This window comes from Parasphingorhabdus sp. (genome assembly GCF_036568145.1).
GTDB lineage: Bacteria > Pseudomonadota > Alphaproteobacteria > Sphingomonadales > Sphingomonadaceae > Parasphingorhabdus.
Genome location: NZ_DATCTC010000039.1, coordinates 124,292 through 148,507 on the forward strand (window position 1 = coordinate 124,292; position 24,216 = coordinate 148,507).

The window sequence follows — 24,216 nt, forward strand, 5'->3', positions numbered from 1 at the left end:
TCCTTATCGGGAACGAATAAAGAACAATTATGAAACATATGAAAGCGAGTCAAGCATTATTCATATGAGAATTCATATGGCAATGTAGGAAACTGACGCGCCTTTGGGTTGTTCGGGACTGTGGGGCGGGCGAAAAAGCAGGGCGTTGGCGGCGGACAAAATTGAAAGTTTAGCGCTATCCTGACTGTCGAAAACGGATATCCCGCTTTCATCGACTTTTGCGCGCAGCCATTCTGCGCGCTGCGTTGTCGGGGGCAGGAGGCTGCGCGTTTTTGCGACCTGCATGACGGGCATGGGCGAGCGGGCACCAGCTAGATGGCGGACCAGAGGCAGCAGGAATAATGTCGCGGTAACAAAGGCGGACACCGGATTGCCGGGCAGCGCAAGAACGATACTGTCGCCCAGCCTTCCGGCCATTAAGGGCTTTCCCGGCTTCATCGCGATTTTCCAGAAATCTATCTGACCACCCAAACGTTCAAAAGCGGGGGCGACCAGATCGTGATCGCCAACCGATGCACCGCCGATAGTCACGATGACATCGCAGTCGGCGGCGCTTTCTAGCGCTTCACACAGACTATCCATATTGTCTTTTATTCTGCTTATAGAGCGGGTTATAGCAGGTAGTTGTAAAAGCATTGAAAGAATCATGAGGTCATTGCTGGCCGGTATCTGGTGCGGCAATGCCTCTGTGCCAGGGGCGACCAGTTCATCGCCGGTGGAGAGGATCGCCACCTTTGGTCGCTGACCCGTGTTGAGACTACCCAGACCTGCCATAACGCCGTGGGCCAATGCTGGGGGGTTGAGGTAGGTCCCGGCCTGAACTGTTATATCGCCAGCCTCAAAATCACCACCCTTGTGGCGGACATGATGGCCTTTGGAGGGAGGAGGGTCGCCAATAAGCCGGATGCTGTCGCCATCGCACGAGATATTTTCCTGCATCACCACAGTATCCGCCCCGTCCGGCATCAGCGCACCCGTAAAAATCCGAGCCGCTTGCCCGGCTTTGATCGGTGGGCAGGGTGGGCTTCCGGCTTTGCATTCTCCGGCAATTTGCCAAGGCCCGCGGCGGTCTTCAAAGCAGATTGAATAGCCGTCCATAGCTGACATATCTGCCGCCGGTTGGCTGCGTCTGGCGATCATATCTTCGGCAAGATAACGGCCCAGTGCATCGCCGATAGGAAGCGTCTCTGACGGTAAGGGCCGGGCCATGGAAATCAGACGCTGCTGTGCGTCTTCCAAAGGCAATAACGGTGTCAAGCCAGGCTTTCGGCTGCGGTCCAGTGCCCTGACTTGCCGCCTGTTTTGGATAGCAGTCGTATATCGCGAATGACCATATCTTTCTGCATAGCCTTGGACATATCGTAAATCGTTAAAAGAGCTATGGAAACTGCTGTTAATGCTTCCATTTCTACGCCAGTTTTTCCAGTTAAACGGGCCGTTGACTGCACCCTGATACCGTCATCCCGAAACTCGAAATCCACCGCTACTTTGCTAAGTGCCAAAGGGTGACACAGCGGAATCATGTCGCTGGTTTTTTTGGCCGCCATGATCCCGGCAATGCGGGCGGTGGCAAGCACATCACCCTTTTTCATGCTATTGGCTTTGATCGCTTCCAGAACGTCCGGTCCCATGCCGATATACCCTTCGGCTTTTGCCTCCCGCACGCTATTTTCCTTGGCCGATATATCAACCATATGTGCGGCGCCTTTGCCATCAATATGGGTGAGTTTGCTCATCAGCCTTCCGACCTGCCGGTCAACAGCAAACGGGTTGCGGTCTCTATGTCATTTTGGCTCATCAACGACTCTCCGACCAGAAATGCGCGGGCGCCCGACTGCGACAGTCTCTGGCAATCATCATGCGTAAAAATTCCGCTTTCCGATACCATGACCCGGTCATCGGGGACAAGTTTTGACAGCCGCTCGGTTTGCTCAAGGCTGGTTTCGAACGTCTTCAGGTCGCGGTTATTGATCCCCAAAAGCCGGGACTTAAGTGCCAGTGCACGTTCCAGTTCTGTTTCGTCATGAACCTCGACCAGGACATCCATTCCCAGTTCCATCGCCGCCGCCTCAATCTCCATGGCAAGGGCATCGTCCAGAGCGGCCATGATGATTAGAACCGCATCTGCGCCTAGCGCACGCGATTCGGTGACCTGCCACGGATCAACCATGAAATCCTTGCGCAAACAGGGCAGGTTGCAGGCTGCGCGCGCCGCAACAAGAAATTCGTCCGCACCCTGAAAATAGGGCGTATCGGTAAGGACTGACAGACACGCCGCTCCCCCGGCTTCATAGGACCGGGCATGGGTGGGCGGACCAAAATCCTTTCGAATCAATCCCTTAGACGGACTTGCTTTCTTAATTTCTGCAATAAGGGCAAATCCGCTCGCTGATTTCTGTTCGATAGCGCGGATAAAGCCCCGTGGAGGAGATTGCTGCTGCGCCTGATCTTGCAGGGCAGAAGAGGAAACAGCGGACCGGCGTTCGCGGACATGCTCGCGCTTTGCCTCACAAATTTCGGTGAGTTTATTCATTTCCTATTCGGCCATCTCTTGTTGGTTAGCGATCCAGCAATCCAGTATGGCATTGGCCAATCCCTTGTCCAGCGCTTCGGCTGCTTCTTCGACGCCTTCTTCCCAGCTTTCGGCCGCACCTGCGACCATCAAGGCCGCAGCGCTATTGAGCAGGACCGCATCGCGGTAAGCGGATTTTTCGCCCTGTAACAATCTTCTGAGTGCCGCGGCGTTAAATTCAGCGTCTCCCCCCTCGACCGCACCGGCATTATGTATGGGCAGGCCGATATCTTCGGGGGTAATCCGGCTGTAGGTAATTGTTTGCCCTTCGACCACGGCTACTTTGGACGGGCCGGAAATGCTTAACTCATCCAACCCCTCTTCGCCCGAAACAATCATGATCTTCTCATAATCGAGTTGGGCCGCCGCTTCGGCAAAGGTTTCCACAAGGCCGGGGGTGGAAACGCCGATTAATTGCCGCCGGACCCGTGCGGGATTACAGAGCGGGCCAAGCAGATTAAAGATCGTCCTGCGGCCAATATCCTTGCGAATGGCGGCAATCGGCCCGAGCGCGGGATGATGATGGGGCGCAAAGAAAAACGCGATGCCAATCTCGCGCAGGGATTGCTCTCCGCCCTCCGATGCCTTGGCAAGATCAAGGCCTAGGGCTTCCAGCGTGTCAGCCGCCCCAGATTTGCTGGATGCGGCGCGGTTGCCGTGCTTGGCCATTGGTATATCACATGCGGCTATAATCAACGATGTTGCGGTTGATATATTCAGGCTGTTGCTCCCGTCGCCGCCGGTTCCGCATACGTCAATGGCTCCGGCAGGGGCTTCGACAGGGACCATACGCGCGCGCATTTCCTTTGCCGCCGCCGCAATTTCGGTAGGAGTCTCGCCGCGATCGGCCAGCGCGATCAAAAAGGATTTGATATTGCTGGCATCAACCTTGCCATCCAATATGGCAGCAAAGGCCGTCCGGGCCTCTTCGGCGGATAGCGGAGCGACCGGATCGGGAAGGGTTTTTGTCATCGTCTTTCTCCTGGCGCTACGACGGGGTGAAGCGGCCGTTTCAGTTCGTCCATAGCGGAGCGGGGCCCCTCCATGCCGGGTATAATGACCAGTATCTGTATCATGCGAGTTCTTTGAGAGCTTTTGGTGTCAATCCAGCCACACGCATGAAGTTGGCGAGCAGATCATGGCCATATTCGGTGGCTATGCTTTCGGGGTGAAACTGGACCCCGTGGATGGGCAGGCTTTGGTGGCGGAAACCCATGACAGAACCATCCCCGGCAGTGGCGTTGACGATCAGGCAGTCGGGAATATCCTCAACAATCAAGGAGTGGTAGCGGGTGGCATTATAGGGTGAGGGGATCCCTTGAAACACACCGCTATTATCGTGGGTTATCGGGGATGTTTTTCCGTGCATCAGCCCGCCGCGCACAACGGTTCCGCCAAAATACTGGCCAATGCTTTGATGGCCCAGACAAACGCCAAGCAGCGGTTTTTCTGCATCCGCGCAGGCGGCGACCAGGTCAATCGAAATGCCTGCCTGATCGGGTGTGCAGGGGCCGGGAGAGATAAGGAATGCATCCGCTCCGCTGGCCAATGCCTCCCCCGCGCTCAGCGCATCGTTGCGTTCAACACGGACCTCTGCACCCAATTCCATAAGATAATGGACGAGGTTGAAGGTAAAGCTGTCATAATTGTCGATAACCAGGATCATGAAGTGCTGCCTAATCATAAAATCATCACAGGCCAAGTGTTTCTGCTGTCTGCTGAGCAGATCGTTTGACGAAGAGAATCGGGGTGATATTGAAAGGAGCAAGGAGTTTAGAACATGGGTGAACCGGTTACCATTACCATTCCGCATAAATTGGGCCTGTCAGAAGCCCGCCGCCGTATCGCGAGCGGTATCCACACGCTAAGCGACGCCGTGCCGGGAGCGACCCTGACAGAGCATCATTGGGAAGGCGACACGATATTCTGCACATTGGAAGCGCTGGGTCAGCGGATTGGCGGCGAAATGCATGTGCGCGAGGACGAAGTACAGGCCACTTTCGATCTGCCACCCATGCTCGCGATGTTTGCGAACAAGATTAAGGAAAAGCTCCAGCAAAAAGCACCGAAAATGCTGGAATAGAGCTGGTCTTTATTAACCGAACCTAATGTCCGGAGCTATTGCCCGAAACCCGCTTCTTGCGCTCTTCGTACAGCTTCTTTCGCAGCGGCTAATAACGCACCCGATTTCGCTTCGCACTCACGCTGTTCATTCAGCGGGATGCTGTCGGCGACGATACCGGCCCCGGCTTGAACATGAAGCGTTCCGTCTTTTACGATACCGGTGCGTAGAACGATACAACTGTCCATGCTGCCGTCGGGGGAGAAATAGCCAACGCCGCCAGCATAAGCGCCGCGCGTTTCCGGCTCCAGTTCGGCTATGATCTGGCAAGCGCGTACTTTTGGCGCGCCGCTTACGGTTCCTGCGGGAAAGCCCGCGAACAGAGCATCAAGGGCGTCTTTATCTGGGGCCAGCGTACCGACAACATTAGAAACAATGTGCATGACATGGCTGTATAATTCGATTGTATAGCTGTCGGTGACTTCCACGCTACCGGCTGTGCTGACCCGGCCCACATCGTTGCGGCCGAGGTCAAGCAACATCAAATGCTCCGCTCGCTCTTTGGGATCTGCGAGAAGGCTTTCGCGATTGGCTTTGTCTTCCGCCGCATTGGCCCCGCGGGGGCGGGTTCCGGCAATGGGACGGATTGTGACCTCACCACCGCGCGCGCGGACCAGAATCTCCGGACTTGAGCCGATGACCGCAAATCCCGGCAGGTCGAGGAAAAACAGAAAGGGTGAGGGGTTTATCCGGCGCAGCGCCCGGTACAGTTCCACCGGGGGCAGGGCAAAAGGCGCGGTGAAGCGCTGTGCCAGCACCACCTGAAAAATATCACCCGCCTCGATATAATCCTTGGCGCGCAGCACCATATCTTCATATTGGCCGGGTTTCAGTTTAGATTCAAAAACAATATCGTCCGGGTCGAGGTCAGCCGCCTGGAGGCTTTGCGCAGGGACTTTTGCGGCTATATGCCTCTCCACTTCGTCCAGTCTTTCTTCCGCCGCTACTATCTTGCTCTGTGCATCACCGGTCGTTTCGGGCCAGATCGGAGCGACAAGAAACATCTCGTCCGCCAATCGGTCAAATATCACGATTACGGTGGGCCGAACAAACAGCATGTCCGGCAAATCTAGTTCGGATTGCGGAGCTCTTGGCAGCTTTTCGACAAGACCGATGGTTTCATAACCAAAATAACCGACAAGACAGGCAAGCGCTCCGGGCAAGCCTTCGGGAACATCCATCTGGCAACGCTTGACCAACTGCCGCAAGGCATCAAGGCTTCCTGTTTGCTCTGGTTCGAATGCCTCTCGATCGATCAGCCAGCGCGGATTGATAGACGCCCCGTGGCCATCGGCCCGAAACACAAGGTCAGGGGCCAATCCAATATAGCTATAGCGCCCGCGTGTTTCGCCGCCTTCGACGGATTCGAGTAAAAAGTCACCGCGCCCCGCATCCATCAGTTTCAGTGCAGCAGATACCGGCGTTTCGGTATCTGCGACCTGTTTGCGCCAGATGAGTGACGGTTTCCCGTCAGTAAGGGTTTCATGTGCCGACCGCACGTCAAAGCTTCGCATCATTTATCCCGAATGGATTGAAACAGGATCATATTACTGCTGACCCATTAACTGGTTTCGCAGCGCAGTAAGCGCTTTATCGTTTTTCTTGACGCCGACATCAGCTTTCATAGCGTTGATAAACTGATCGGTATATTCGTTACCAAAGACGTTTTTGAATTGCGTGCTTGTCGCTTTCAGTAAATCGGTCTGGTCCGAAGCATCTCCGGGATCGATGTTAGTCAGGCTAACGACAAACCAACCCTGATTCTGAGGGGCTTTCAAAGTTTTTGCACTGCCTTCCGCCATGCTGAACATAAGTGTCAGCGGCGGCGGAACCTGTCCTTTTTGGCTTTGTGTGGCTAGATTGGCCCGCGTACTGTTAATAGATTCAACTGCTGGCAGCCTCACATTCGTATCGGCAAGCGCCTTGGAAAGGGCGACACCGCTACTGACCTGCTTGGCTATTTTGTCGGCCACGGTTTTGGCCTTCTTGGAGCCTTGTTCGAGGATATAATCGCGGGCCACTGCCTGTTTGATGGACTTGAGCGGCGGCGGAGCTGCTGCTGCAATCTGGTTCACAGCCATGATCGCATATTGCTGGCCGGGAATAATCTCTACCACTTGGGGATCGGAATCTTCCTCTAATGAAAAGGCGATGGGAAGTATGCGTTCCATTTCCGGTATGGGTTGATAGTTCGGATCTTCCGGATTTTGCCCATTGGCGAGCAGCATCGGGGTTGCCTGAATCGTAAGCTGTTCAGCTTTCGCGACATCTTCCAATGTGGATCCGGAAGCAAATTCATCTTCCATTTCCATGGTTAATTCCGCCATCGCATCGGCGACCTTGTCGCGAGTCAGCTCGGCAATGATAGCAGGGCGGACCTGCTCCAAAGTCTGCGCCGGGACACTTGTAATGTCTTTGACGATGGCGATATGCCAGCCTAGCGCGCTTTGTGCCGGCGCTGAGATTCCACCGGATGGAGCCGCGAAAACGGCATCGGCAACCGCTTGGGAAGCTGTGTTTGCAAGGGTGCTTTTGCTTACCGATCCAACTTCCGCAACGGAGAGACCGACCGATTGCGCGGCCGCTGCAATGGTTGTGCCGCTTTTTATTTTATCAGCTAGTGCCTTGGCCGCGGCCTGAGTTGGTACGATGACCTGATCGATATTGCGGGTTTCGCTGGCCGCATATTTGGCTTTATCGAGATTATATTTACCCTGAATTTCCTTTTCCGTGGGTTTGATTGTCTCGTTAAACCTGTCTTTTGAGAACAGAGCATAGCTGATCATCCGGCGTTCCGGGATCGTGTAGCGTGACCCGTTTTTGCTATAATAGGCAGAAAGGGCCGCATCACTTGGCTCTACATTTTCTACAAAAGCCGCAGAAGGAATGATGGCGACCTGTCCCTGCCGCGATTCCAGAAGTAGCGATGCATAAGGCATGACCAGCTTTTGCGGAACAAATGCGCCAAAGCCGCTAACCGGAAGCAATTGATCGGCGATCAGGTTGCGGGAAAAGTCTTCGCGAAGCTGCTTTTCCTTAATTCCTTGCTGTTGAAGCGCCCGGCGGAAATTTTCTTCGCTGAAGCGACCGTCAGCCCCCTGGAAAGAGGGGATGCTCGCAATCTCGCTATCAACAAGGCGTTTGCCAGCAGCCATCCCGTATTTATCACCAAATTCGGCAATCGAGAAACTGTTGATCAGGCGCTCCAATATACCGTCAAATCCGCCGCCCTCGACAAAGCTTTTCAGATCCAGCCCCGTATTTTCACGCTGTTCCGCCCGGAAGGCGTTGTTGATCGACATATTGAGGTCGGATGTCGTGATTTTTGAATCCCCGACCTTAACCGCCGTGCCAGAACTTGTCACACCGCCAAACGCACCGCTGCCGGTCACGTCAGCAGAGGCAAAGGCAATCGCGATCAGGCCGACAAAACACATGGTTAGGAAAAGGCCAAGTTTCGACGAAAAGATTTTGCGGAAAAATGAGATCATGAAAATGCTGCAATTCTGTTGGAATAAAGATTAATCACAGGCTTTAGGCGGCTTGCGTTTTTCGTTCAAGCAAAAGGGAGCGGCAGGGTCTAAAGTGTATAATGATTATGGCTTTGTTACCCATTACATTGGCGCACATTCTACATGCCGTCATCCTCATATAGGCAGGAATGAGGTTCAGTTTGATTTGAAAACCCTCATCACAACCCGCATGAACAAACTTGTTTGGCAGGCGCGAACTTATTTGATAGCGCGAGATCAAATCCAGACACAATCCATATAAGAGGCAGAATCACTATGGCTAATCGCAAATATATTGTCGGCAATTGGAAAATGAATGGACTGCGCGCGCAGCTATCCGATATCGCTGACATTGCCGCACTGGCCGAAACGCATGAAGGCGTAGATGTCGCAATATGCCCACCCGTAACGCTCATCGCGCAGGCCGCCGAAAACACGCAGGGCTTCAAGATCGGAGCGCAGGACTGCCATTTTGCTATCAGCGGCGCACACACAGGCTGCTTGTCCGCCGAAATGATCCGGGAGGCTGGGGCGACATTGACGATATTGGGTCATAGCGAACGCCGCACCGACCAGCATGAAACAGATGCCGAGGTAAAGGCAAAGGCGCAGGCCGCGCATTCAGCTGGGCTGGGGGCCATTATCTGTGTAGGGGAAACTGAACAGGAACGCGATGCCGGAAAGGCCATAGATATTGTTTGCGGTCAGTTGGCTGGCTCATTCCCCGAGGGTGCAGATGCGGACTGGCTGACCATTGCCTATGAACCCGTATGGGCAATCGGAACTGGCCGGGTGCCCGAAGTATCGGATGTCGAGGAGATGCACGCAGCCATTCGCAGCCAGCTGGCCCAGCTGATGGGGGACGGTGCAGGGGCAGTGCGTATCCTTTACGGCGGGTCAATGAACGGCTCAAATGCTGCGCAATTGCTTGCCGTTGCCAATGTCGATGGCGGCCTTGTCGGCGGGGCCAGCCTGACAGCAGAAAAGTTCGGCCCGATCATCAAGGCTGCTGCCGAAGCCTGAGAGTGAACTTTAGCCATGTATTTCCTTTCCACATAGAGAGGGGGTATTGGGGCGTTTCACCGCTTGAACTCGCGGCATCCAATCGCTATGTGCGCTGCTCATAAGTAAATTATCAGGTTCGGACCTTTTGCATGTTTCTATTTCTCACCGTTGTTCAGGCGATTGTCGCAGCCGCTCTTGTTGGCGTTATACTAATGCAGCGGTCGGAAGGCGGCGGACTGGGCGTCGGTGGAAGTGCTTCGGGAATGATGTCCGCACGCGGTGCAGCTGATCTGCTGACTCGCACGACCACGGTCTTGGCTGTCCTGTTTGTTATATTGTCGATTTCACTGGCATTTCTGGCGGCATCCGAAGGGCAGCCGACAACAATTGACCAATCGCTGGACCGCAATGCTGGCGCAGTGGTTGCTCCGGCGGAACCGGCCAATGATGTGCCATTGGTAGATGGTGATCCTTTGGCTGCTGCGGCGGCACAGGCGGATGCCGCGAAAGAGCAGGCTCCTGCCGACAGCGCCGTTCCGCTCGACCAATAATTTCCCTTTAACCTTGGCTGCGTGCCGAGCAGAATATATGTGAACAGTCCGATAATTAGTTCGGATTGAAAATATATTTCGCTTTTTCGGATTCGCACGCTTGCCATTTTGATCAGACAGGTCTTAAGCCTCTACTCCCATGGCGCGATATATTTTTATAACAGGCGGTGTGGTTTCCTCACTTGGCAAAGGTCTTATGGCAGCGAGCCTCGGCGCGCTTCTTCAGGCCCGTGGATATAATGTGCGGATCCGCAAGCTGGACCCCTATCTCAACGTTGATCCGGGCACGATGTCGCCTTATCAGCATGGCGAAGTCTATGTGACCGATGACGGAGCGGAAACCGATCTGGATCTGGGTCATTACGAGCGATTTACCGGCGTACCTTCACAACAGTCCGACAATGTGACCTCCGGCAGGATTTACCAGTCGATCATCACAAAAGAACGTCGGGGCGATTATCTTGGCGCAACAGTGCAAGTCATTCCGCATGTTACCGATGCGATTCAGGAATTTGCCCAGGCGAAATTGGACGGCATAGATTTTGTGCTGTGCGAAATTGGCGGCACCGTGGGCGATATAGAAAGCTTGCCATTTATCGAGGCGCTACGACAACTTCGCAACAAGGTTGGCCGTGCCAACGCGATCTCGGTGCATGTAACGCTAGTGCCCTATATTGCCGCAGCGGGTGAGCTGAAGACAAAGCCGACACAACATAGCGTACGGGAATTGACCTCGCTGGGAATACAGCCGGATATATTGCTTTGCCGCTGTGAACATGATTTGCCAGACACTGAGCGTGCCAAGATCGCACAATTCTGCAACGTCCGCAAAGAAGCGGTTATCCCCGCACTGGATGCCAGCAGCATATATAATGTTCCGCTACAATATCACGAAGAGGGGCTGGATCGCGAAGTCCTCAACGCATTCGGGATTATCAATGCTCCGGAACCGGATCTGACTCGCTGGATCGATGTGATGGACCGCATCGAAAATCCTGAAGGAGAGGTTATCGTTGGCGTTGTCGGCAAATATGTCGGGCTTCAGGATGCTTATAAATCCCTGCAAGAGGCTTTGTTTCATGGCGGCCTCGCGAATCGGGTCAAAGTGCAGGTGCGCTGGCTGGATGCAGAGCTTTTTGAGGATGACAACGATTTGGCAGCCAAATTGGAACCGCTGCATGCGATTTTAGTGCCTGGCGGTTTTGGCGAACGCGGAAGCGAAGGCAAGATTGGCTCGGTCAAGTTTGCCCGGGAACGTAACGTACCATTTTTTGGCATTTGTCTGGGCATGCAGATGGCCTGTATCGAAGCGGCTCGAAACCTTGCGGGCATTGATGCCGCATCGACTACGGAATTTGGTGAAACAGAGGAGCCGGTTGTTGGTCTGATTACCGAATGGATGAGCGAAGAGGGCTTGCAAAAGCGCGAATCCGGCGGCGATCTTGGCGGAACCATGCGCCTTGGCGCTTATGACGCCTGTTTGAAGCCGGGCTCTCTGGTGCATAATCTTTATGGCACTGACACGATTAGCGAACGGCACCGTCACCGCTATGAAGTGAATAAAGGCTATGTTGAAAGACTGGAGAAAACAGGTCTGATATTTTCTGGAATGTCACCGGACGGAGAGCTTCCAGAAATTGTTGAACGGCCCGATCATAGTTGGTTTGTCGGCGTGCAATATCACCCTGAGCTAAAGAGCAAGCCTTTTGATCCGCACCCTCTGTTTGCTTCTTTCATTGCTGCTGCGGTAGAACAAAGCCGGCTTGTCTAATTTATCCAATCCTTTTCCGTCTAAAGAGCTATAGTCACTTTCAAGCAATGCAGATCGGTTAACATTGGTTAATTGATGCGGGTAATTTGGGATGGGGCGACGTACGTGAAAGCCGAAGAACTTGCAGAAATATTAGCCGAGCACAGTTTATTCGCCGACTGCGATGAAGCAGAATTGGCTGACTTGATATTGCGTGGGCATTTTATGCAATATAAAAAAGGGGATGATTTAATCAGGCAGGGCGATCCTGGAGACTCGTTGCTGATATTATTATCAGGTAATGCGCGAACCAGTATGATCGCCAGTAATGGGCATGAAATTGTTCTGGATTATGCAGAACCCGGCGATGTTCTGGGGGAAATCGCATTGCTTGATGGTGGTGAAAGAACCGCAAGCGTGACTGCGATAGAACCGACGACAGCCTTAACCATTACCCGCGCTGCATTTGAAGAGATTTTGAATAACCACAAGGCGATGGCGTTACGGCTGCTCAAGGTCATGGCAAATCGTATCCGGACGGCTAATACGATGATTGAGGGCGACAGGGCTTATACATCAGGGCCGCGGTTGGCGCGCTATCTATTGAGGCTATCCGTCGTCGGCGCTGAAGAGGGGCGTTTGAAGCTGGATCTAAGTCAAAGCGAGCTTGGCAACTTTGCCGGGATGTCGCGAGAACATATTAATAGGCAACTTTCAACTTGGTCAGAAGATAATATAGTATCGGTTGAAAGCGGGAAGGTGCGGATATTAAATCATGCCATTCTTTCCAATATAGCCAATGCGGATTCTTGAATGAAATTGGTCTTTTGCGACCCGGGCTAATTTCATCAAGAGTGACACCACGCGGGTGTCAGGGGCAGTCGGATCCTCATCTGGCTGCCTCTTTTTTTAGTTATAATCGGGTGCAGAATTAAAAAGGCAGCCAATGACACTTGGCTGCCTCGTATCATAATCGGCTACGGCTTAAGCTGCCTTATCCTCGGATTTTTTAGGCTTGTGATCAATTTTGGTGACGTTATCGTCCCCGGAATTGATGGTAATTTTCCGTGGTTTCATCGCATCGGGAATTTCACGGACCAGATCGATGACCAGCAAACCATCGCGCAATATAGCGTTGTCTACCCGAACGAAATCGGCAAGTTCAAACCGGCGTTCAAAATTGCGGTTGGCGATTCCCATATGCAGGAATTGCTTTCCTTCATTCTCATCACTGTCCTTGCTTCCGGCTACCAGCAAAAAGTTCTGCTGGGCGGTGATTTCGATTTCACTTTCTTTGAAGCCTGCGACGGCAAGTGTGATTCGATAATGGTCATCACCATTACGTTCGATGTTAAACGGGGGGTAATTTTCAGTTTGCTGAGCACGGGCATTATTCTCAAGCAAATCAAAAAGCCGATCAAAACCGACGGTTGAACGGCGGTAGGGGGTAAAATCAAAACGGTTCATATCTTCATCCTCATATTGAGCAATTAAAATTGTGGACCCAAATAGCTGGCGTCCGGTTCTGTATCGCGAAATCCTGAGTGGCATCTCGCTAGATTGAGATATTATCTTGTTACGCGATTTCAAGAGGACGTTTATGCCGTAACAGATAGCAGCACAAAAAAACGCCCGGAGCCATTGCTGACCCCGGGCGAAATATGGTGACGATAGTATCGCCCCCTGTTTTCCTGTCTTATTCAACGTCGATTGTCCCCCAACATCCGACGGAACCAGAAAGGATCCCTGAACCATGACCATTAAACGGTAATTGATTCTGTAACTAACAGTGATCGGGATAGTCGCTATTGTCATGCAAAATTTCACATATATGCAATATCGGTTCAGGCTTGTGTTATTATGGCAACAGTAGAATAGCCTGCATGCGCTCTTGCTTGCTGCGCTCCACGACCCTAAAGTCGCTTTAGTTTTTTCAGGAAGATCAAGCCTCTATGCTCCTATCCCGTTACGAATGGGTCATCGCAAAACGATATCTTTTACCTGGGAAGGGCGAAGGTTTTATTTTTCTTGTTGCCAGCATCAGCCTGATTGCAGTCATGCTGGGCGTTGCAGCACTTATCGTTGTGATGAGCGTGATGAACGGTTTTCGTGCAGAGCTATTCGACAAAATTGTCGGGTTGAACGGCCACGCCGTGATCCAAGGGTATGGTGGGCGTCTTCCAGATTGGCGTGATTTGCTTGAAGATACACGAAATACAAAAGGGGTGGTATCGGCTTCCCCTTTAATCGAGCAACCGCTTTTAACGACATTTAACGGCCGTGTTGAGGCAATTCTTGTCCGGGGCATGCTGGTTCCCGATATTCTGGAAAATGAGACACTGGACGGGAAAACCGTCGCGGGCGATCTAAAACGTTTGGAGCCCGGTGCGGGCCGTGTAGCAATTGGCAGCAGGTTGGCGATGACGCTGGGCGCTCAGGTCGGTAGCCGGATTACAGTGATTAATCCGCAGGGAAGATCGACTCCTTTTGGGACCGTGCCGCGCGAAATATCTTATGAGGTTGCAGCCATATTTGAAGTTGGTGTCTATGATTATGACAAAGCATTCGTGATCATGCCGCTGGAGGATGCCCAGACGTTAATGCTATTGGGTGACCAGATTGGCATGATTGAAATCAAAACCGTAAATGCGGATAAAGTTACCGATATTCTTGCTCCCCTTTACCCAAAAGTGGCGGATCGCGGGGTGATAACCGATTGGAAATCAATGAATGCTTCCTTGTTTGAGACCCTACAAGTCGAACGGGTGGTGATGTTTGTAATCCTGTCGATCATCATATTGGTCGCGGTTTTCAATATCCTGTCGTCATTAATCATGCTGGTCCGCGCCAAGACAAGGGATATTGCAATATTGCGAACAATGGGAGCATCACGGGCTGCGTTGACCAGAATATTTGTCACAGTCGGCACGTCTATCGGGGCGCTGGGAATAGGTGCAGGGATTATTTTGGGACTGATCGCAATATATTTCAGACAAAATGTCATCAATTTTGTTCAGATCATCACCGGACAAAATCTTTGGGATCCGTCTATTCGCTTCCTGACGGAATTACCTGCCCGAACAGATCCTATGGAGGTATTGGGGATAGCGGTTATGGCCATTGTTTTCAGTTTTCTGGCGACTTTATACCCTGCGTTTAAAGCGGCCAGCACCGACCCAGTTCAGGTTCTTCGCTATGAATGATACAGGAAATAAGGTCGTTGAGCTGCGCGGCGTAAAGCGGAGTTTCAAACAGGGAGATGTACGGATTGATGTGCTGAAAGGCGTTGATCTGGACATTCGCCCAAATGAAATTGTCGCGCTGCTAGGCCCCTCTGGTTCAGGCAAATCCACTTTGTTGCAGGCCGTGGGGCTATTGGAAGGCGGGTTTGAAGGTTCCATTAAGCTTGATGGGGAACAAACCGCGCATATGTCATCCAGCGGTCACACACGCATCCGGCGGGAACTGCTGGGATTTGTATACCAGTTCCACCATTTGCTTCCTGATTTTTCGGCCGTTGAAAATGTCATAATGCCGCAACTTATTGCCGGTACTTCTCAAAAGGAGGCCGAGGAGCGGGCAAAATCCTTGCTGTCAAGTTTGGGCCTAGGTGATCGTCTGGATCATAAACCGAGCAAATTATCCGGCGGAGAGCAGCAGCGTGTTGCGGTAGCCAGAGCGCTAGCCAACGCGCCGAAACTTGTACTGGCAGATGAGCCGACGGGCAATCTGGACGAAGCGACCGCAGACATAGTATTGGCCGAACTTATGACGCTTGTGCGGCAACAGGGGAGTGCGGCGTTGATAGCGACCCATAATGAAAGACTGGCGGGAAAGATGGACCGGATTGTCCGACTTCACGACGGCGTTTTAAACTAAAGTTGTCTAAGTGACGCGCGTTTGGCTTTGAGGTTTATCAATTCGGCCTTGATTTGATATAATTTTATGGGGCGAATATAAAATATGGGGTGGCTCAATGCAGATTACGGAGTTTGAAGTTAAGCGGGCAGATGGCTCAAAGTCAGACCTGTCCGAATACAAGGGCAAGGTATTATTGATCGTGAACACAGCGTCAAAATGTGGTTTCACTCCCCAATATGCGGGCCTTGAAAAGCTTCACCGGGAATATGCTGATCGGGGGTTCGAAGTGCTGGCGTTTCCCTGTAACCAGTTCGGCAATCAGGAGCCGGGCGATGCGGAAGAGATTAAAAATTTCTGCACTCTCAATTATGATGTCAGCTTTCCGTTGATGGAAAAAATTGATGTGAACGGCAAGGATGCTGATCCGTTATGGAAATATCTGAAGTCTGAAAAGTCCGGTTTGTTAGGGGCGCGAATCAAGTGGAATTTCACCAAGTTTCTCGTTGACCGCGACGGCAAAGTGATCAGTCGATACGGGCCGGCGGTGAAACCAGAACAGCTAAAAAGCGATATTGAGGCGCTTCTCTGACAAAAACCGCAACTAGTTGTGGAAAACCGGTAGATAGATGTTCGCCCAATAATGTGGTCATGGCCAAAACTGTGGAATCGCGATAAGCGTCAGTGATGCCACAGATTCCATTTGTCCACCTTCGCTCTTTTTCAGCATATACGATATTGGACGGCGCAATGGAGCCGAAGGCAATCGGTGCGGTTGCCAAGGAACGAGGTTTTCCGGCCATAGCATTGGCAGACCGGATTGGCTTGTTTGCTTCTATGGCATTTGATGATGGTTGCCGCGCCAACGGGGTGCAGCCAATTACGGGATGCTTCCTGCGAGTTGCGCGCCCGGGTGTTTCTGCAAGTGAGAATCCGGTTCTGGACTGGATCGCCGTATATGCGCAAAATGAGCAGGGTTATCAGAACCTGTGCCGCTTGGTATCCGCGTCCCATCTGGAACGGCCAGTGGAGCAGGATGCCCATATCCCGCTTGAAATGTTTGAGCGGCATAACGAAGGGCTTTTGGCATTGACTGGCGGAGGTGAGGGGGCCGTTGCGAGATTGCTGGCAGAAGAACAGAAATCCGATGCAGAAGCCTATCTCTCCCTTCTTCAGAAATATTTTCCGGATCGACTGTATATCGAACTGTCGCGTCGTGATGACCCAGTAGAAACGGCTGCGGAATCCGGGCTGATTTCTTTGGCTATGGCTCGCAATATTCCGCTGGTCGCAACAAATCCCAGTTGTTTCGCGGATCCGGATTTCCATGAAGCGCATGATGCGATGAGGTGCATCGCAAGCTCGGCTTATCTGGAGAATGATGACCGGGATAAGCCTTCGCCGCATTTGTGGATAAAAAGCGCAATGGTGATGGAGGAACTGTTCTCCGACATACCCGAAGCGCTCGAAAATACTTTGGTGATAGCGAAGCGCTGCGCTTATTCGCCGCCCCGGCGTAAGCCGATTTTGCCAAGTCTGGCCGGCGATTTAGCAGGCGAGGCGGAGCAACTGCGCCGGGATGCCAAAGCCGGGCTGGAAGAGCGACTTAGTTATCTTGGAATACGAGACGCGTCAGAACGTCAGGAATATTTTGACCGGCTTGATTTTGAAATCAACGTGATCGTAAGTATGGGATTTCCTGGTTATTTTCTGATCGTTGCGGACTTTATAAAATGGGCAAAGGACCATGATATACCGGTGGGGCCGGGGCGTGGTTCTGGGGCTGGCTCTGTGGTTGCATGGGCGCTGACCATTACCGATCTTGACCCGATCAAGCTTGGTCTTCTTTTTGAGCGGTTTTTGAATCCTGAACGTGTTTCGATGCCTGACTTCGATATCGACTTCTGCGAAACCCGTCGCGGAGAGGTTATCCGCTATGTGCAGGAAAAATATGGCACAGGGCAGGTTGCGCAGATTATCACGTTCGGGAAACTGAAAGCCCGCGCTGTTCTTCGCGATGTGGGCCGCGTGTTGCAAATGCCTTATGGTCAGGTTGACCGGCTTACAAAGCTGGTACCCAACCATCCCACAGATCCCTGGGATTTGAAAAGAGCCTTGAATGGTGTTTCCGAATTGGCGCAGGAGCATAAACAGTCGGACGTGAAGCGCCTGTTTGATCTGGCCATGAAGCTGGAAGGCCTACCACGTCATAGCTCAACCCATGCCGCTGGCGTAGTGATTGGTGACAGGCCGCTTGACCAGTTGGTGCCTCTATATCGCGATCCGCGTTCAGATTTGCCGGTAACGCAATTTGATATGAAGTTTGTCGAGCAAGCCGGTCTGGTGAAGTTCGACTTTTTGGGTCTAAAGACTTTGTCTGTCCTGAAAAAAGCGGTGGAACTGCTCGCCGAGCGTAATATCGTAGTCGACCTAGCGTCCCTTTCGTGGGATGATCCCAAAGTTTTCGAGTTGCTGCAACGTGGTGAAACTGTCGGAGTGTTCCAGCTTGAATCCGAAGGTATGCGCAGAACGCTAGCGGCAGTTAAGCCCACCAATTTCGGTGATATTATTGCACTTGTCTCGCTATACCGGCCAGGACCAATGGACAATATTCCATTATTTGGCGACCGTAAAAATGGCCGGGCAGAGCTGGCCTATCCGCATCCGCTGCTCGAGGATATCCTGAAAGAGACTTACGGCATCATTGTTTATCAGGAACAGGTGATGCAGGCCGCGCAGGTTATCGCGGGCTATTCACTTGGCGAAGCGGATATGCTGCGCCGCGCAATGGGTAAAAAGATCCAATCGGAAATGGATGCACAGCGCAATATTTTTGTCGAAGGCGCCGCCAAAAACGGTGTGAATAGCAAGCAGGCTAATGAGCTGTTTGACTTGATCGACAAATTCGCTGGTTATGGTTTTAACAAAAGCCACGCTGCCGCTTATGCCCTTCTGGCCTATCAGACCGCGTGGCTGAAAGCGCATTATCCACACGAATTTTACGCAGCTTCCATGTGTTTTGATATGCATCAGAGCGATAAGCTCAGCATATTTGTGGATGATATGAAGCGGCTCGGCGTGACGATCTTGCCGCCATCTATCAACAAAAGCCGGCCCACTTTTGCGGTTGAGGAGCAAGAGAATGGCTCGCACGCCGTACGCTATGCTTTAGCGGGGCTGAAAAACGTCGGTGAGAAGGCGATGCAGGCGCTTGTGGCGGAACGTGCCCAAAGCGGGCCGTTCCAATCTATGGACGATTTTGCAAACCGTGTCGATCCGTCCGGCATGAACAAGAGGCAGATTGAAAGTCTTGCCGCTGCAGGTGCGTTTGATGCGCTGGAACCGAACCGTACGGCAGTTTATGGAGGGGCGGATATGTTGCTTTCAGTCGCCAATAGCGCTGCGGATGCGCGCAAAAGCGGGCAGGGTGGTCTTTTCGGTGAAGGCTCTGTCGGAGATATGCAGGCCATTCGACTACCCGCAAATAGCGGTTGGAACCTGAGCGAGATTATGACGCGCGAACGGGATGCCTTCGGTTTTTACTTTGCTTCCCATCCTGTGACGCAGTTTCAAGCGGTGACCTCTTCCCATGGCGCAATGACCTATGCTGCTTTATGTAAAGAGGGGCCAATCCCTGAAGGGCAGCGTAAACCGGCAGTTATGGCGGCTTTGATCGAAGGCGTTCGTTGGCGGGAGAGCAAGCGGGGCAACCGCTTCGTTCTGGTCGATCTTTCAGACAGCAGCGGCCAGTTTTCCGGCAGCTGTTTTGAAGATGATCAGTGTGCGATCTTGGCTGATATGGCCAAGGAAGGAAGCTGCTCCCTCTTGAATGTCGAATTGGACCAGCGTTCCGGGGACGAAAGTCCGCGAGTTTCAATCCGCCGGGCACAGGCCATGGACGGACTGGAGAAGACAACCCGCACACGGATGGAGTTGGATATTCTTTCGCTCGATGGCCTCCAGGAACTGAAGAACTTCCTTGCACCTTTGACAGGCGGGAAGAGCGAACTGATCGCCCGTATGCCAAGTATTGACGGGCAAATGGCTCATATTTGCCTTGGCCGTTCTTTCCAGTTTGACGCTCAGGTAGCTGAGACACTGGGACATTTTTCGGGACTTGCCAACATACGACTGGGTGCGGCAACCGGATCAAGGCCTGTCCGGCACCGCAAGCCTAAATTAAGACTTGTAAGCTGAGCCATTTCAGCCGACAAAATAGCGATACCATACGGGAGAAACTAATGGCTGGAGCTATGCAGGCTAGTCCACTTTTAATAACCAATTTGCTTGACCATGCCGCGCGTGAACACACGGCACAAGAGATTGTCACATATTGGGCTGACGGAACACTGACCCGAACCAATTGGGGAGAAGTGAGTAAAGATTCGCGCAAGTTTGCCCAGGCTATGCAGCGTCTTGGCATGAAAAAGGGCGATCGCATCGCCACTATGGCGATGAACCACGCGCATCACGTCATAAGCTGGTATGGCTCTGCTGGCATGGGGGGCATTCTCCATACCGTAAACCCTCGTCTGTTCGAGGAACAGCTGGTTTACATCATGAACCATGCCGAAGACCGGGTATTGATCTTCGACAAGGCTTTTGCGCCGATTGTTGAGTCGTTGAAGCCTAAGTTGAAAACGATTGAGCATTATATCCAATTTGACGGTGAGAAAGGCGATTATCCAACCTTTAAGGAACTGCTCGACGCCGAAGACGGTAACTTCAACTGGGTTGAGGTGGATGAGAATGATGCCTGTGGCCTTTGCTATACTAGTGGCACGACCGGTAATCCTAAAGGGGTGCTGTATGAAAACCGCTCCAATGTGCTTCATGCCATAACCGCAATACAGCCGGACGTAATGAATTTGACGACCCGTTCGGTCATGCTGCCCGTGGTACCTATGTTCCATGCCAATGCGTGGGGTGTGCCTTATGCCTGCGCTACAGTTGGGGCCAAAATGGTTTTTTCAGCAAGCAATGAACCGGCGATTTTATGGAAGATGATCCGCGAAGAAGGCGTTACCCATAGCGCAGGCGTGCCGACAGTCTGGCTGGGTCTGTTTGCCGATATGGATCAGAATGGCGGTGATTATGGCAAGATGCAGGTAGCGATTATCGGCGGTTCGGCCTGTCCGCGATCCATGATTGTGCGTATGATGGAAAATGACATTCATGTCGCGCATGCGTGGGGTATGACGGAAACCTCCCCCATTGGGACCGCAGGTTCGCGGCCAGCCAATTGGGATGATCTAGATTTCGACGAGCAGGTGGATGCTATTTCCAAACAGGGGCGGCCGCCCTTTGGGGTAGAGATGCGGGTGGTGGATGATGAGGGCAACGTCCTGCCACGTGACGGCGTGACCAGCGGGGCGCTACAAGTTCGTGGTCCGTGGATCATCCAGCGCTATTACCGTGCCGATGAAGATGCTGTGGAAGATGATCTGTGGTTCGATACAGGTGATGTCGCTGTGTTACACCCCGACGGCGTGATGCAGATTACCGACCGTGCGAAGGATGTGATAAAATCAGGTGGTGAGTGGATCAGTTCTATCGAATTGGAAAATGCAGCGGTTGGCTGTCCGGGCGTTGCCGAAGCAGCGGCTGTAGGCGTTTCTCACCCGAAATGGGAAGAACGGCCCTTGCTTATCATCGTCAAGAAACCTGGCGCAGATTTGACTAGTGAAGATATTATCGACTTCCTGTCTGACAAGGTCGCTAAATGGTGGCTTCCCGATGAAATAAAATTCGTCGACGAACTGCCGCACACTGGGACTGGTAAAGTCCTGAAACGTACGTTGCGCGATGAGTATAAGGACTATCAGCTGAAGTCACTCAGCGAGGGTTGACCTTGCTCCATTGCATTTGGGGGGAAGCCTCAATGTGGGGAAAGCTGGATTATCTGCCCCAACAGGGTTTCTTCTTGCTTCTCCACTTGCCGAGTACGGCCTTCCATCCTTATGTGAGATCAAACGAATCTGGTAATCCCGGAGTGAAAGAATGACTGAGATACATCGTACAAAAATGCTGATCCTTGGCTCTGGTCCTGCGGGGTTAAGCGCAGCCATTTATGGTGCGCGCGCTGGGTTGGAGCCGATTGTGGTCCAAGGGCTGCAACCTGGTGGTCAATTGACCATAACGACCGATGTGGAGAATTATCCCGGTTTCCGCGATGTCGTGCAAGGGCCGTGGTTAATGGAAGAAATGCAAGCTCAGGCGGAAAATGTCGGCACGCGGATGATGTTTGATACGATTGTAGATGTCGATCTGTCTCAGCGCCCATTCCGTATGACGGGCGATGGCGGGACCATTTATGAAGGCGATACACTGGTTATTGCAACCGGAGCGCAGGCTAAATGGCTGGGCGTACCCGGCGAGGAAGAGTTGAGCGGTAAAGGCGTTTCAGCCTGTGCGACGTGCGACGGTTTTTTCTATCGCGGTAAAAAAGTGGTTGTGATCGGCGGAGGTAACACGGCGGTTGAAGAAGCGCTCTACATGACCAACCACAGCGACGATGTTACACTGATCCACCGGCGCGATAGTCTGCGCTCGGAAAAGATTTTGGAGGAGCGGTTACTTGCAAACCCCAAAATCAGCGTGCTGTGGAATAAAGCGGTCGAAAGGTTTGTAGGCGGAGGCGAACCTGCCGGGTTGGTGGGCGTTGATCTGGTCGATACGCAGACTGGCGAGAAAAGTCATCTGGCGACCGACGGCGCTTTTGTGGCTATTGGCCATGCTCCGGCGACTGAGATTTTCAAGGGCCATCTCGACCTGATAGACGGCGGCTATATTGAAGTCGAACCGGGAACGCCGAAGACTAAAATCCCGGGTGTTTTTGCATGCGGCGATGTGATGGACCAGATATACCGTCAAGCAGTCACGGCAGCCGGAACCGGTTGTATGGCGGCTTTGGATGCAGAGCGTTTTTTGGCGGAACAAGAGTTTGAATTGGTGGCTGCCGAATAGAAGTCCCGAATGGTCAGCTATTTTTTAGCGCCTTGAGAAGCTGGTCTTCGAGCCATTTTCCTGAACGGTCATCGGCAAAGCTATGGCTCGCACTGTCGATAGTTTTTAGAGCGATATCCGGCAACGCTCGCGCCTGTGCAAAGTCTGCGCTGTTCCATGCGGCAAGAAAGGCGAGGGCGGTGGTGTCGCGATCAGCAAGTAATATAGTGCAAGGCTTGTTCAGTGCGGCTAGTCCGTCTCTTAATTGCAGCGAAAGAGGGGTGTTTTCCTGTTTCCTGCTGGCTTGCTTAAGCCCGCTGAGAAGTTTTTTCAGATCAATCTTGCCGGTTAAAAGGTCCGCGATCGACTTTGGTTTCTTAAGCCGCTGCCAATAGCGCGACCGAATGGCGGATGGTGGCAGAGTCGCAGCGCTCTGTCCGGTAAGACCGGTTTGTTCAATAACCCACGGATTGGCGAGGATGGCCTCGTCTATGGCAATTTCCTTACCAAATAATACGAGGGCGGAGGCTGCGTCACAATTTCCAAAGGCCACTATTTTTTCCATGCTCGGGCGTGCCTTGCGGAAATATTCTGCCGCCGCGTTGATATCGTCCTTGGCCCCTAAAAACCCTTGATTGGTACCGCTGCTGTCACCAATTCCTCTGCGATCATAGCGGAAAACAGGGAAGCCATTTTCGGCAATTTTGTGGGCCAGCCTTGCTATTCCCGCATGGGCGCCGGATCTGATTTCATTGCCGCCGCTAACTATTAGAAGTCCGGTGGAATTATAAGGGGCGTCACCCACCGATGCATCGTCCAATGTTCCGGCGAGCAGGTCGTCATGGCAGTGAAATTGATGGAAGGACCGCTTCATGCATCCATCCATGATAACAAATCATTAGCGATAGCTGCGGATAATCTGGCATCGTCACCCGGCTCTGCACGTAACCACAGGGCAGTACCGGGAAGGCCAATATCCGCACCTTGGGCTTTATTTTCCAGCTGGGCAGTTCGCACATTCTCTGCGCTATCAGGCTCGGCAGACTGAAGCTCGCTGAACATAGAGGAGCTAATGGCATTGCCCGCCAGATTGACTTGGCCGCTTTCTGCCTCGGCTGTCAGTTGCGCGATATCGGTTGATAAACCGGCCTCTTTGTCAGATGCGATGCGCGTTCGCATCATCGTTCGTAGCAAGGCAGAGCCTTTGACTGGGGCAAAGCGCCATTTCTTGTTGTCGCCATCTATTTTATCGGCAAAATCGTCAATCAGGCATCCGCCGCGAAAAGACGCGCTATATCGGGTATTAAATGTGTCCCGGCAATTTACCAGAGCCTCTTTCCATAGCGTCAGGCTGGCTTGCTCTTGCGGAAAATGGCTCTCGTTCATGCCTGGAAGATCCGGCATGACACTGCCAAGCCCTCCCTTGTCCAGATGTCGCATGACATCGACCAGCATCCGCCGCATGCGGTTCATTTCATCGAACAAGGGTGGTATTAGTAAGACTTTTTTTAGATGACCCGATCCTGCCCTAAGGCAAAGCTCGTCATTTTCACAAAACGCATAGCTCGCAAGTTCGAGCTTTGCCGTCACGCAGAGACTTTCATCTCGGCAAAGGCGACAAGATTACCGAATGTTTCAAACAGCTCCCCGTCAATCTCTTCATCCTCAATCATAATGCCGAGCTGGTCTTCAAGCTCTGTCAGAAGACTGGCAACGGCCATGCTATCCAATTCCGGCAATGCACCGAAAAGCTCGGTATCTGCGGTGAAAGCACTGACTTGCTCAGCGCTAAGCCCCAATATGTCTTGAAGCACGGCACGCACGGCGGCTTCTGGTATCAAATCGAGATTTTCCGACATCAATTAACCCCCGAATCCGGACAACCGCGCTTCCCTAAAGCG

Annotated in this window: 22 protein-coding genes; 11 read left to right on the forward strand and 11 right to left on the reverse strand. The window is 52.5% G+C overall.

Features of this window, described 5'->3' with window-relative positions:
* Positions 1 to 72: 72 nt before the first annotated feature.
* The 5 genes from VIN76_RS15835 to VIN76_RS15855 all read right to left on the reverse strand — a co-directional run bounded on the left by VIN76_RS15835 (position 73) and on the right by VIN76_RS15855 (position 4,238).
* On the reverse strand, positions 73 to 1,257 hold the full coding sequence (locus VIN76_RS15835; RefSeq protein ID WP_332042834.1) for a molybdopterin molybdotransferase MoeA: 1,185 nt from the start codon (positions 1,255 to 1,257) through the stop codon (positions 73 to 75).
* A complete protein-coding gene (moaC, locus tag VIN76_RS15840; RefSeq protein WP_332042835.1) occupies positions 1,254 to 1,736 on the reverse strand; it encodes a cyclic pyranopterin monophosphate synthase MoaC in 483 nt (160 codons plus the stop codon). Before moaC ends, VIN76_RS15835 begins: the two co-directional genes overlap by 4 nt.
* Complete coding sequence (trpC, locus tag VIN76_RS15845) at positions 1,736 to 2,533, reverse strand: indole-3-glycerol phosphate synthase TrpC (protein ID WP_332042836.1); 798 nt, start codon at positions 2,531 to 2,533, stop codon at positions 1,736 to 1,738. The genes moaC and trpC overlap by 1 nt, the downstream gene beginning before the upstream one ends.
* A 3-nt stretch (positions 2,534 to 2,536) precedes the next feature.
* Entirely contained in the window at positions 2,537 to 3,544 is a 1,008-nt protein-coding gene (trpD, locus tag VIN76_RS15850; protein WP_332042837.1) for an anthranilate phosphoribosyltransferase, read from the reverse strand.
* A 100-nt stretch (positions 3,545 to 3,644) separates the two neighbouring features.
* Entirely contained in the window at positions 3,645 to 4,238 is a 594-nt protein-coding gene (locus VIN76_RS15855) for an aminodeoxychorismate/anthranilate synthase component II (protein WP_332042838.1), read from the reverse strand.
* A gap of 114 nt (positions 4,239 to 4,352) precedes the next feature.
* Here VIN76_RS15855 and VIN76_RS15860 point away from each other — a divergent pair, with 114 nt between their 5' ends.
* Positions 4,353 to 4,655, forward strand: coding sequence for a polyhydroxyalkanoic acid system family protein (locus tag VIN76_RS15860; protein ID WP_332042839.1), 303 nt, complete (start codon positions 4,353 to 4,355; stop codon positions 4,653 to 4,655).
* Positions 4,656 to 4,690: 35 nt separating this feature from the next.
* On the opposite strand, the gene trpE is transcribed toward VIN76_RS15860, so the two are convergent.
* Both trpE and VIN76_RS15870 read right to left on the reverse strand, forming a co-directional pair.
* Positions 4,691 to 6,208, reverse strand: coding sequence for an anthranilate synthase component I (gene trpE, locus VIN76_RS15865; protein ID WP_332042912.1), 1,518 nt, complete (start codon positions 6,206 to 6,208; stop codon positions 4,691 to 4,693).
* 33 nt (positions 6,209 to 6,241) lie between these two features.
* Entirely contained in the window at positions 6,242 to 8,185 is a 1,944-nt protein-coding gene (locus VIN76_RS15870; protein ID WP_332042840.1) for a peptidylprolyl isomerase, read from the reverse strand.
* Between the two features lie 297 nt (positions 8,186 to 8,482).
* Here VIN76_RS15870 and tpiA point away from each other — a divergent pair, with 297 nt between their 5' ends.
* The 4 genes from tpiA to VIN76_RS15890 all read left to right on the forward strand — a co-directional run bounded on the left by tpiA (position 8,483) and on the right by VIN76_RS15890 (position 12,325).
* Positions 8,483 to 9,229 (forward strand): triose-phosphate isomerase, encoded by a 747-nt coding sequence (tpiA, locus tag VIN76_RS15875; protein ID WP_332042841.1) that lies wholly within the window; start codon positions 8,483 to 8,485, stop codon positions 9,227 to 9,229.
* A 131-nt stretch (positions 9,230 to 9,360) separates the two neighbouring features.
* The gene (gene secG, locus VIN76_RS15880; protein WP_332042842.1) at positions 9,361 to 9,762 is read left to right on the forward strand and encodes a preprotein translocase subunit SecG; all 402 of its coding nucleotides are present in this window, start codon (positions 9,361 to 9,363) and stop codon (positions 9,760 to 9,762) included.
* A gap of 139 nt (positions 9,763 to 9,901) precedes the next feature.
* Entirely contained in the window at positions 9,902 to 11,533 is a 1,632-nt protein-coding gene (locus tag VIN76_RS15885; RefSeq protein WP_332042843.1) for a CTP synthase, read from the forward strand.
* A gap of 105 nt (positions 11,534 to 11,638) precedes the next feature.
* Positions 11,639 to 12,325, forward strand: a complete 687-nt coding sequence (locus VIN76_RS15890) for a Crp/Fnr family transcriptional regulator (RefSeq protein ID WP_332042844.1) — start codon at positions 11,639 to 11,641, stop codon at positions 12,323 to 12,325.
* A 171-nt stretch (positions 12,326 to 12,496) separates the two neighbouring features.
* Here VIN76_RS15890 and VIN76_RS15895 read toward each other — a convergent pair whose 3' ends face one another.
* On the reverse strand, positions 12,497 to 12,979 hold the full coding sequence (locus VIN76_RS15895; protein ID WP_332042845.1) for an Hsp20 family protein: 483 nt from the start codon (positions 12,977 to 12,979) through the stop codon (positions 12,497 to 12,499).
* A 485-nt stretch (positions 12,980 to 13,464) separates the two neighbouring features.
* Here VIN76_RS15895 and VIN76_RS15900 point away from each other — a divergent pair, with 485 nt between their 5' ends.
* From VIN76_RS15900 to trxB, 6 genes are all read left to right on the forward strand, one after another.
* Positions 13,465 to 14,715, forward strand: a complete 1,251-nt coding sequence (locus VIN76_RS15900) for a lipoprotein-releasing ABC transporter permease subunit (RefSeq protein WP_332042846.1) — start codon at positions 13,465 to 13,467, stop codon at positions 14,713 to 14,715.
* Positions 14,708 to 15,391, forward strand: a complete 684-nt coding sequence (locus VIN76_RS15905; protein WP_332042847.1) for an ABC transporter ATP-binding protein — start codon at positions 14,708 to 14,710, stop codon at positions 15,389 to 15,391. The genes VIN76_RS15900 and VIN76_RS15905 overlap by 8 nt, the downstream gene beginning before the upstream one ends.
* 97 nt (positions 15,392 to 15,488) lie before the next feature.
* Positions 15,489 to 15,962: a glutathione peroxidase gene (locus VIN76_RS15910; protein WP_332042848.1), complete on the forward strand. Its 474-nt coding sequence runs from the start codon at positions 15,489 to 15,491 to the stop codon at positions 15,960 to 15,962.
* Between the two features lie 95 nt (positions 15,963 to 16,057).
* On the forward strand, positions 16,058 to 19,567 hold the full coding sequence (gene dnaE, locus VIN76_RS15915) for a DNA polymerase III subunit alpha (RefSeq protein WP_332042849.1): 3,510 nt from the start codon (positions 16,058 to 16,060) through the stop codon (positions 19,565 to 19,567).
* A 44-nt stretch (positions 19,568 to 19,611) separates the two neighbouring features.
* Positions 19,612 to 21,219, forward strand: coding sequence for a long-chain fatty acid--CoA ligase (locus VIN76_RS15920; RefSeq protein ID WP_332042850.1), 1,608 nt, complete (start codon positions 19,612 to 19,614; stop codon positions 21,217 to 21,219).
* A 151-nt stretch (positions 21,220 to 21,370) separates the two neighbouring features.
* A complete protein-coding gene (gene trxB / locus VIN76_RS15925; protein ID WP_332042851.1) occupies positions 21,371 to 22,336 on the forward strand; it encodes a thioredoxin-disulfide reductase in 966 nt (321 codons plus the stop codon).
* A gap of 13 nt (positions 22,337 to 22,349) precedes the next feature.
* Here trxB and VIN76_RS15930 read toward each other — a convergent pair whose 3' ends face one another.
* From VIN76_RS15930 to VIN76_RS15940, 3 genes are read right to left on the reverse strand one after another with little or no spacing between them, the layout of a single operon-like run.
* Entirely contained in the window at positions 22,350 to 23,189 is an 840-nt protein-coding gene (locus VIN76_RS15930; protein WP_332042852.1) for a hydrolase 1, exosortase A system-associated, read from the reverse strand.
* Positions 23,186 to 23,905, reverse strand: a complete 720-nt coding sequence (locus tag VIN76_RS15935; protein WP_332042853.1) for a hypothetical protein — start codon at positions 23,903 to 23,905, stop codon at positions 23,186 to 23,188. Before VIN76_RS15935 ends, VIN76_RS15930 begins: the two co-directional genes overlap by 4 nt.
* Positions 23,902 to 24,174 (reverse strand): acyl carrier protein, encoded by a 273-nt coding sequence (locus tag VIN76_RS15940; protein ID WP_332042854.1) that lies wholly within the window; start codon positions 24,172 to 24,174, stop codon positions 23,902 to 23,904. The genes VIN76_RS15935 and VIN76_RS15940 overlap by 4 nt, the downstream gene beginning before the upstream one ends.
* Positions 24,175 to 24,216 lie beyond the last annotated feature (42 nt).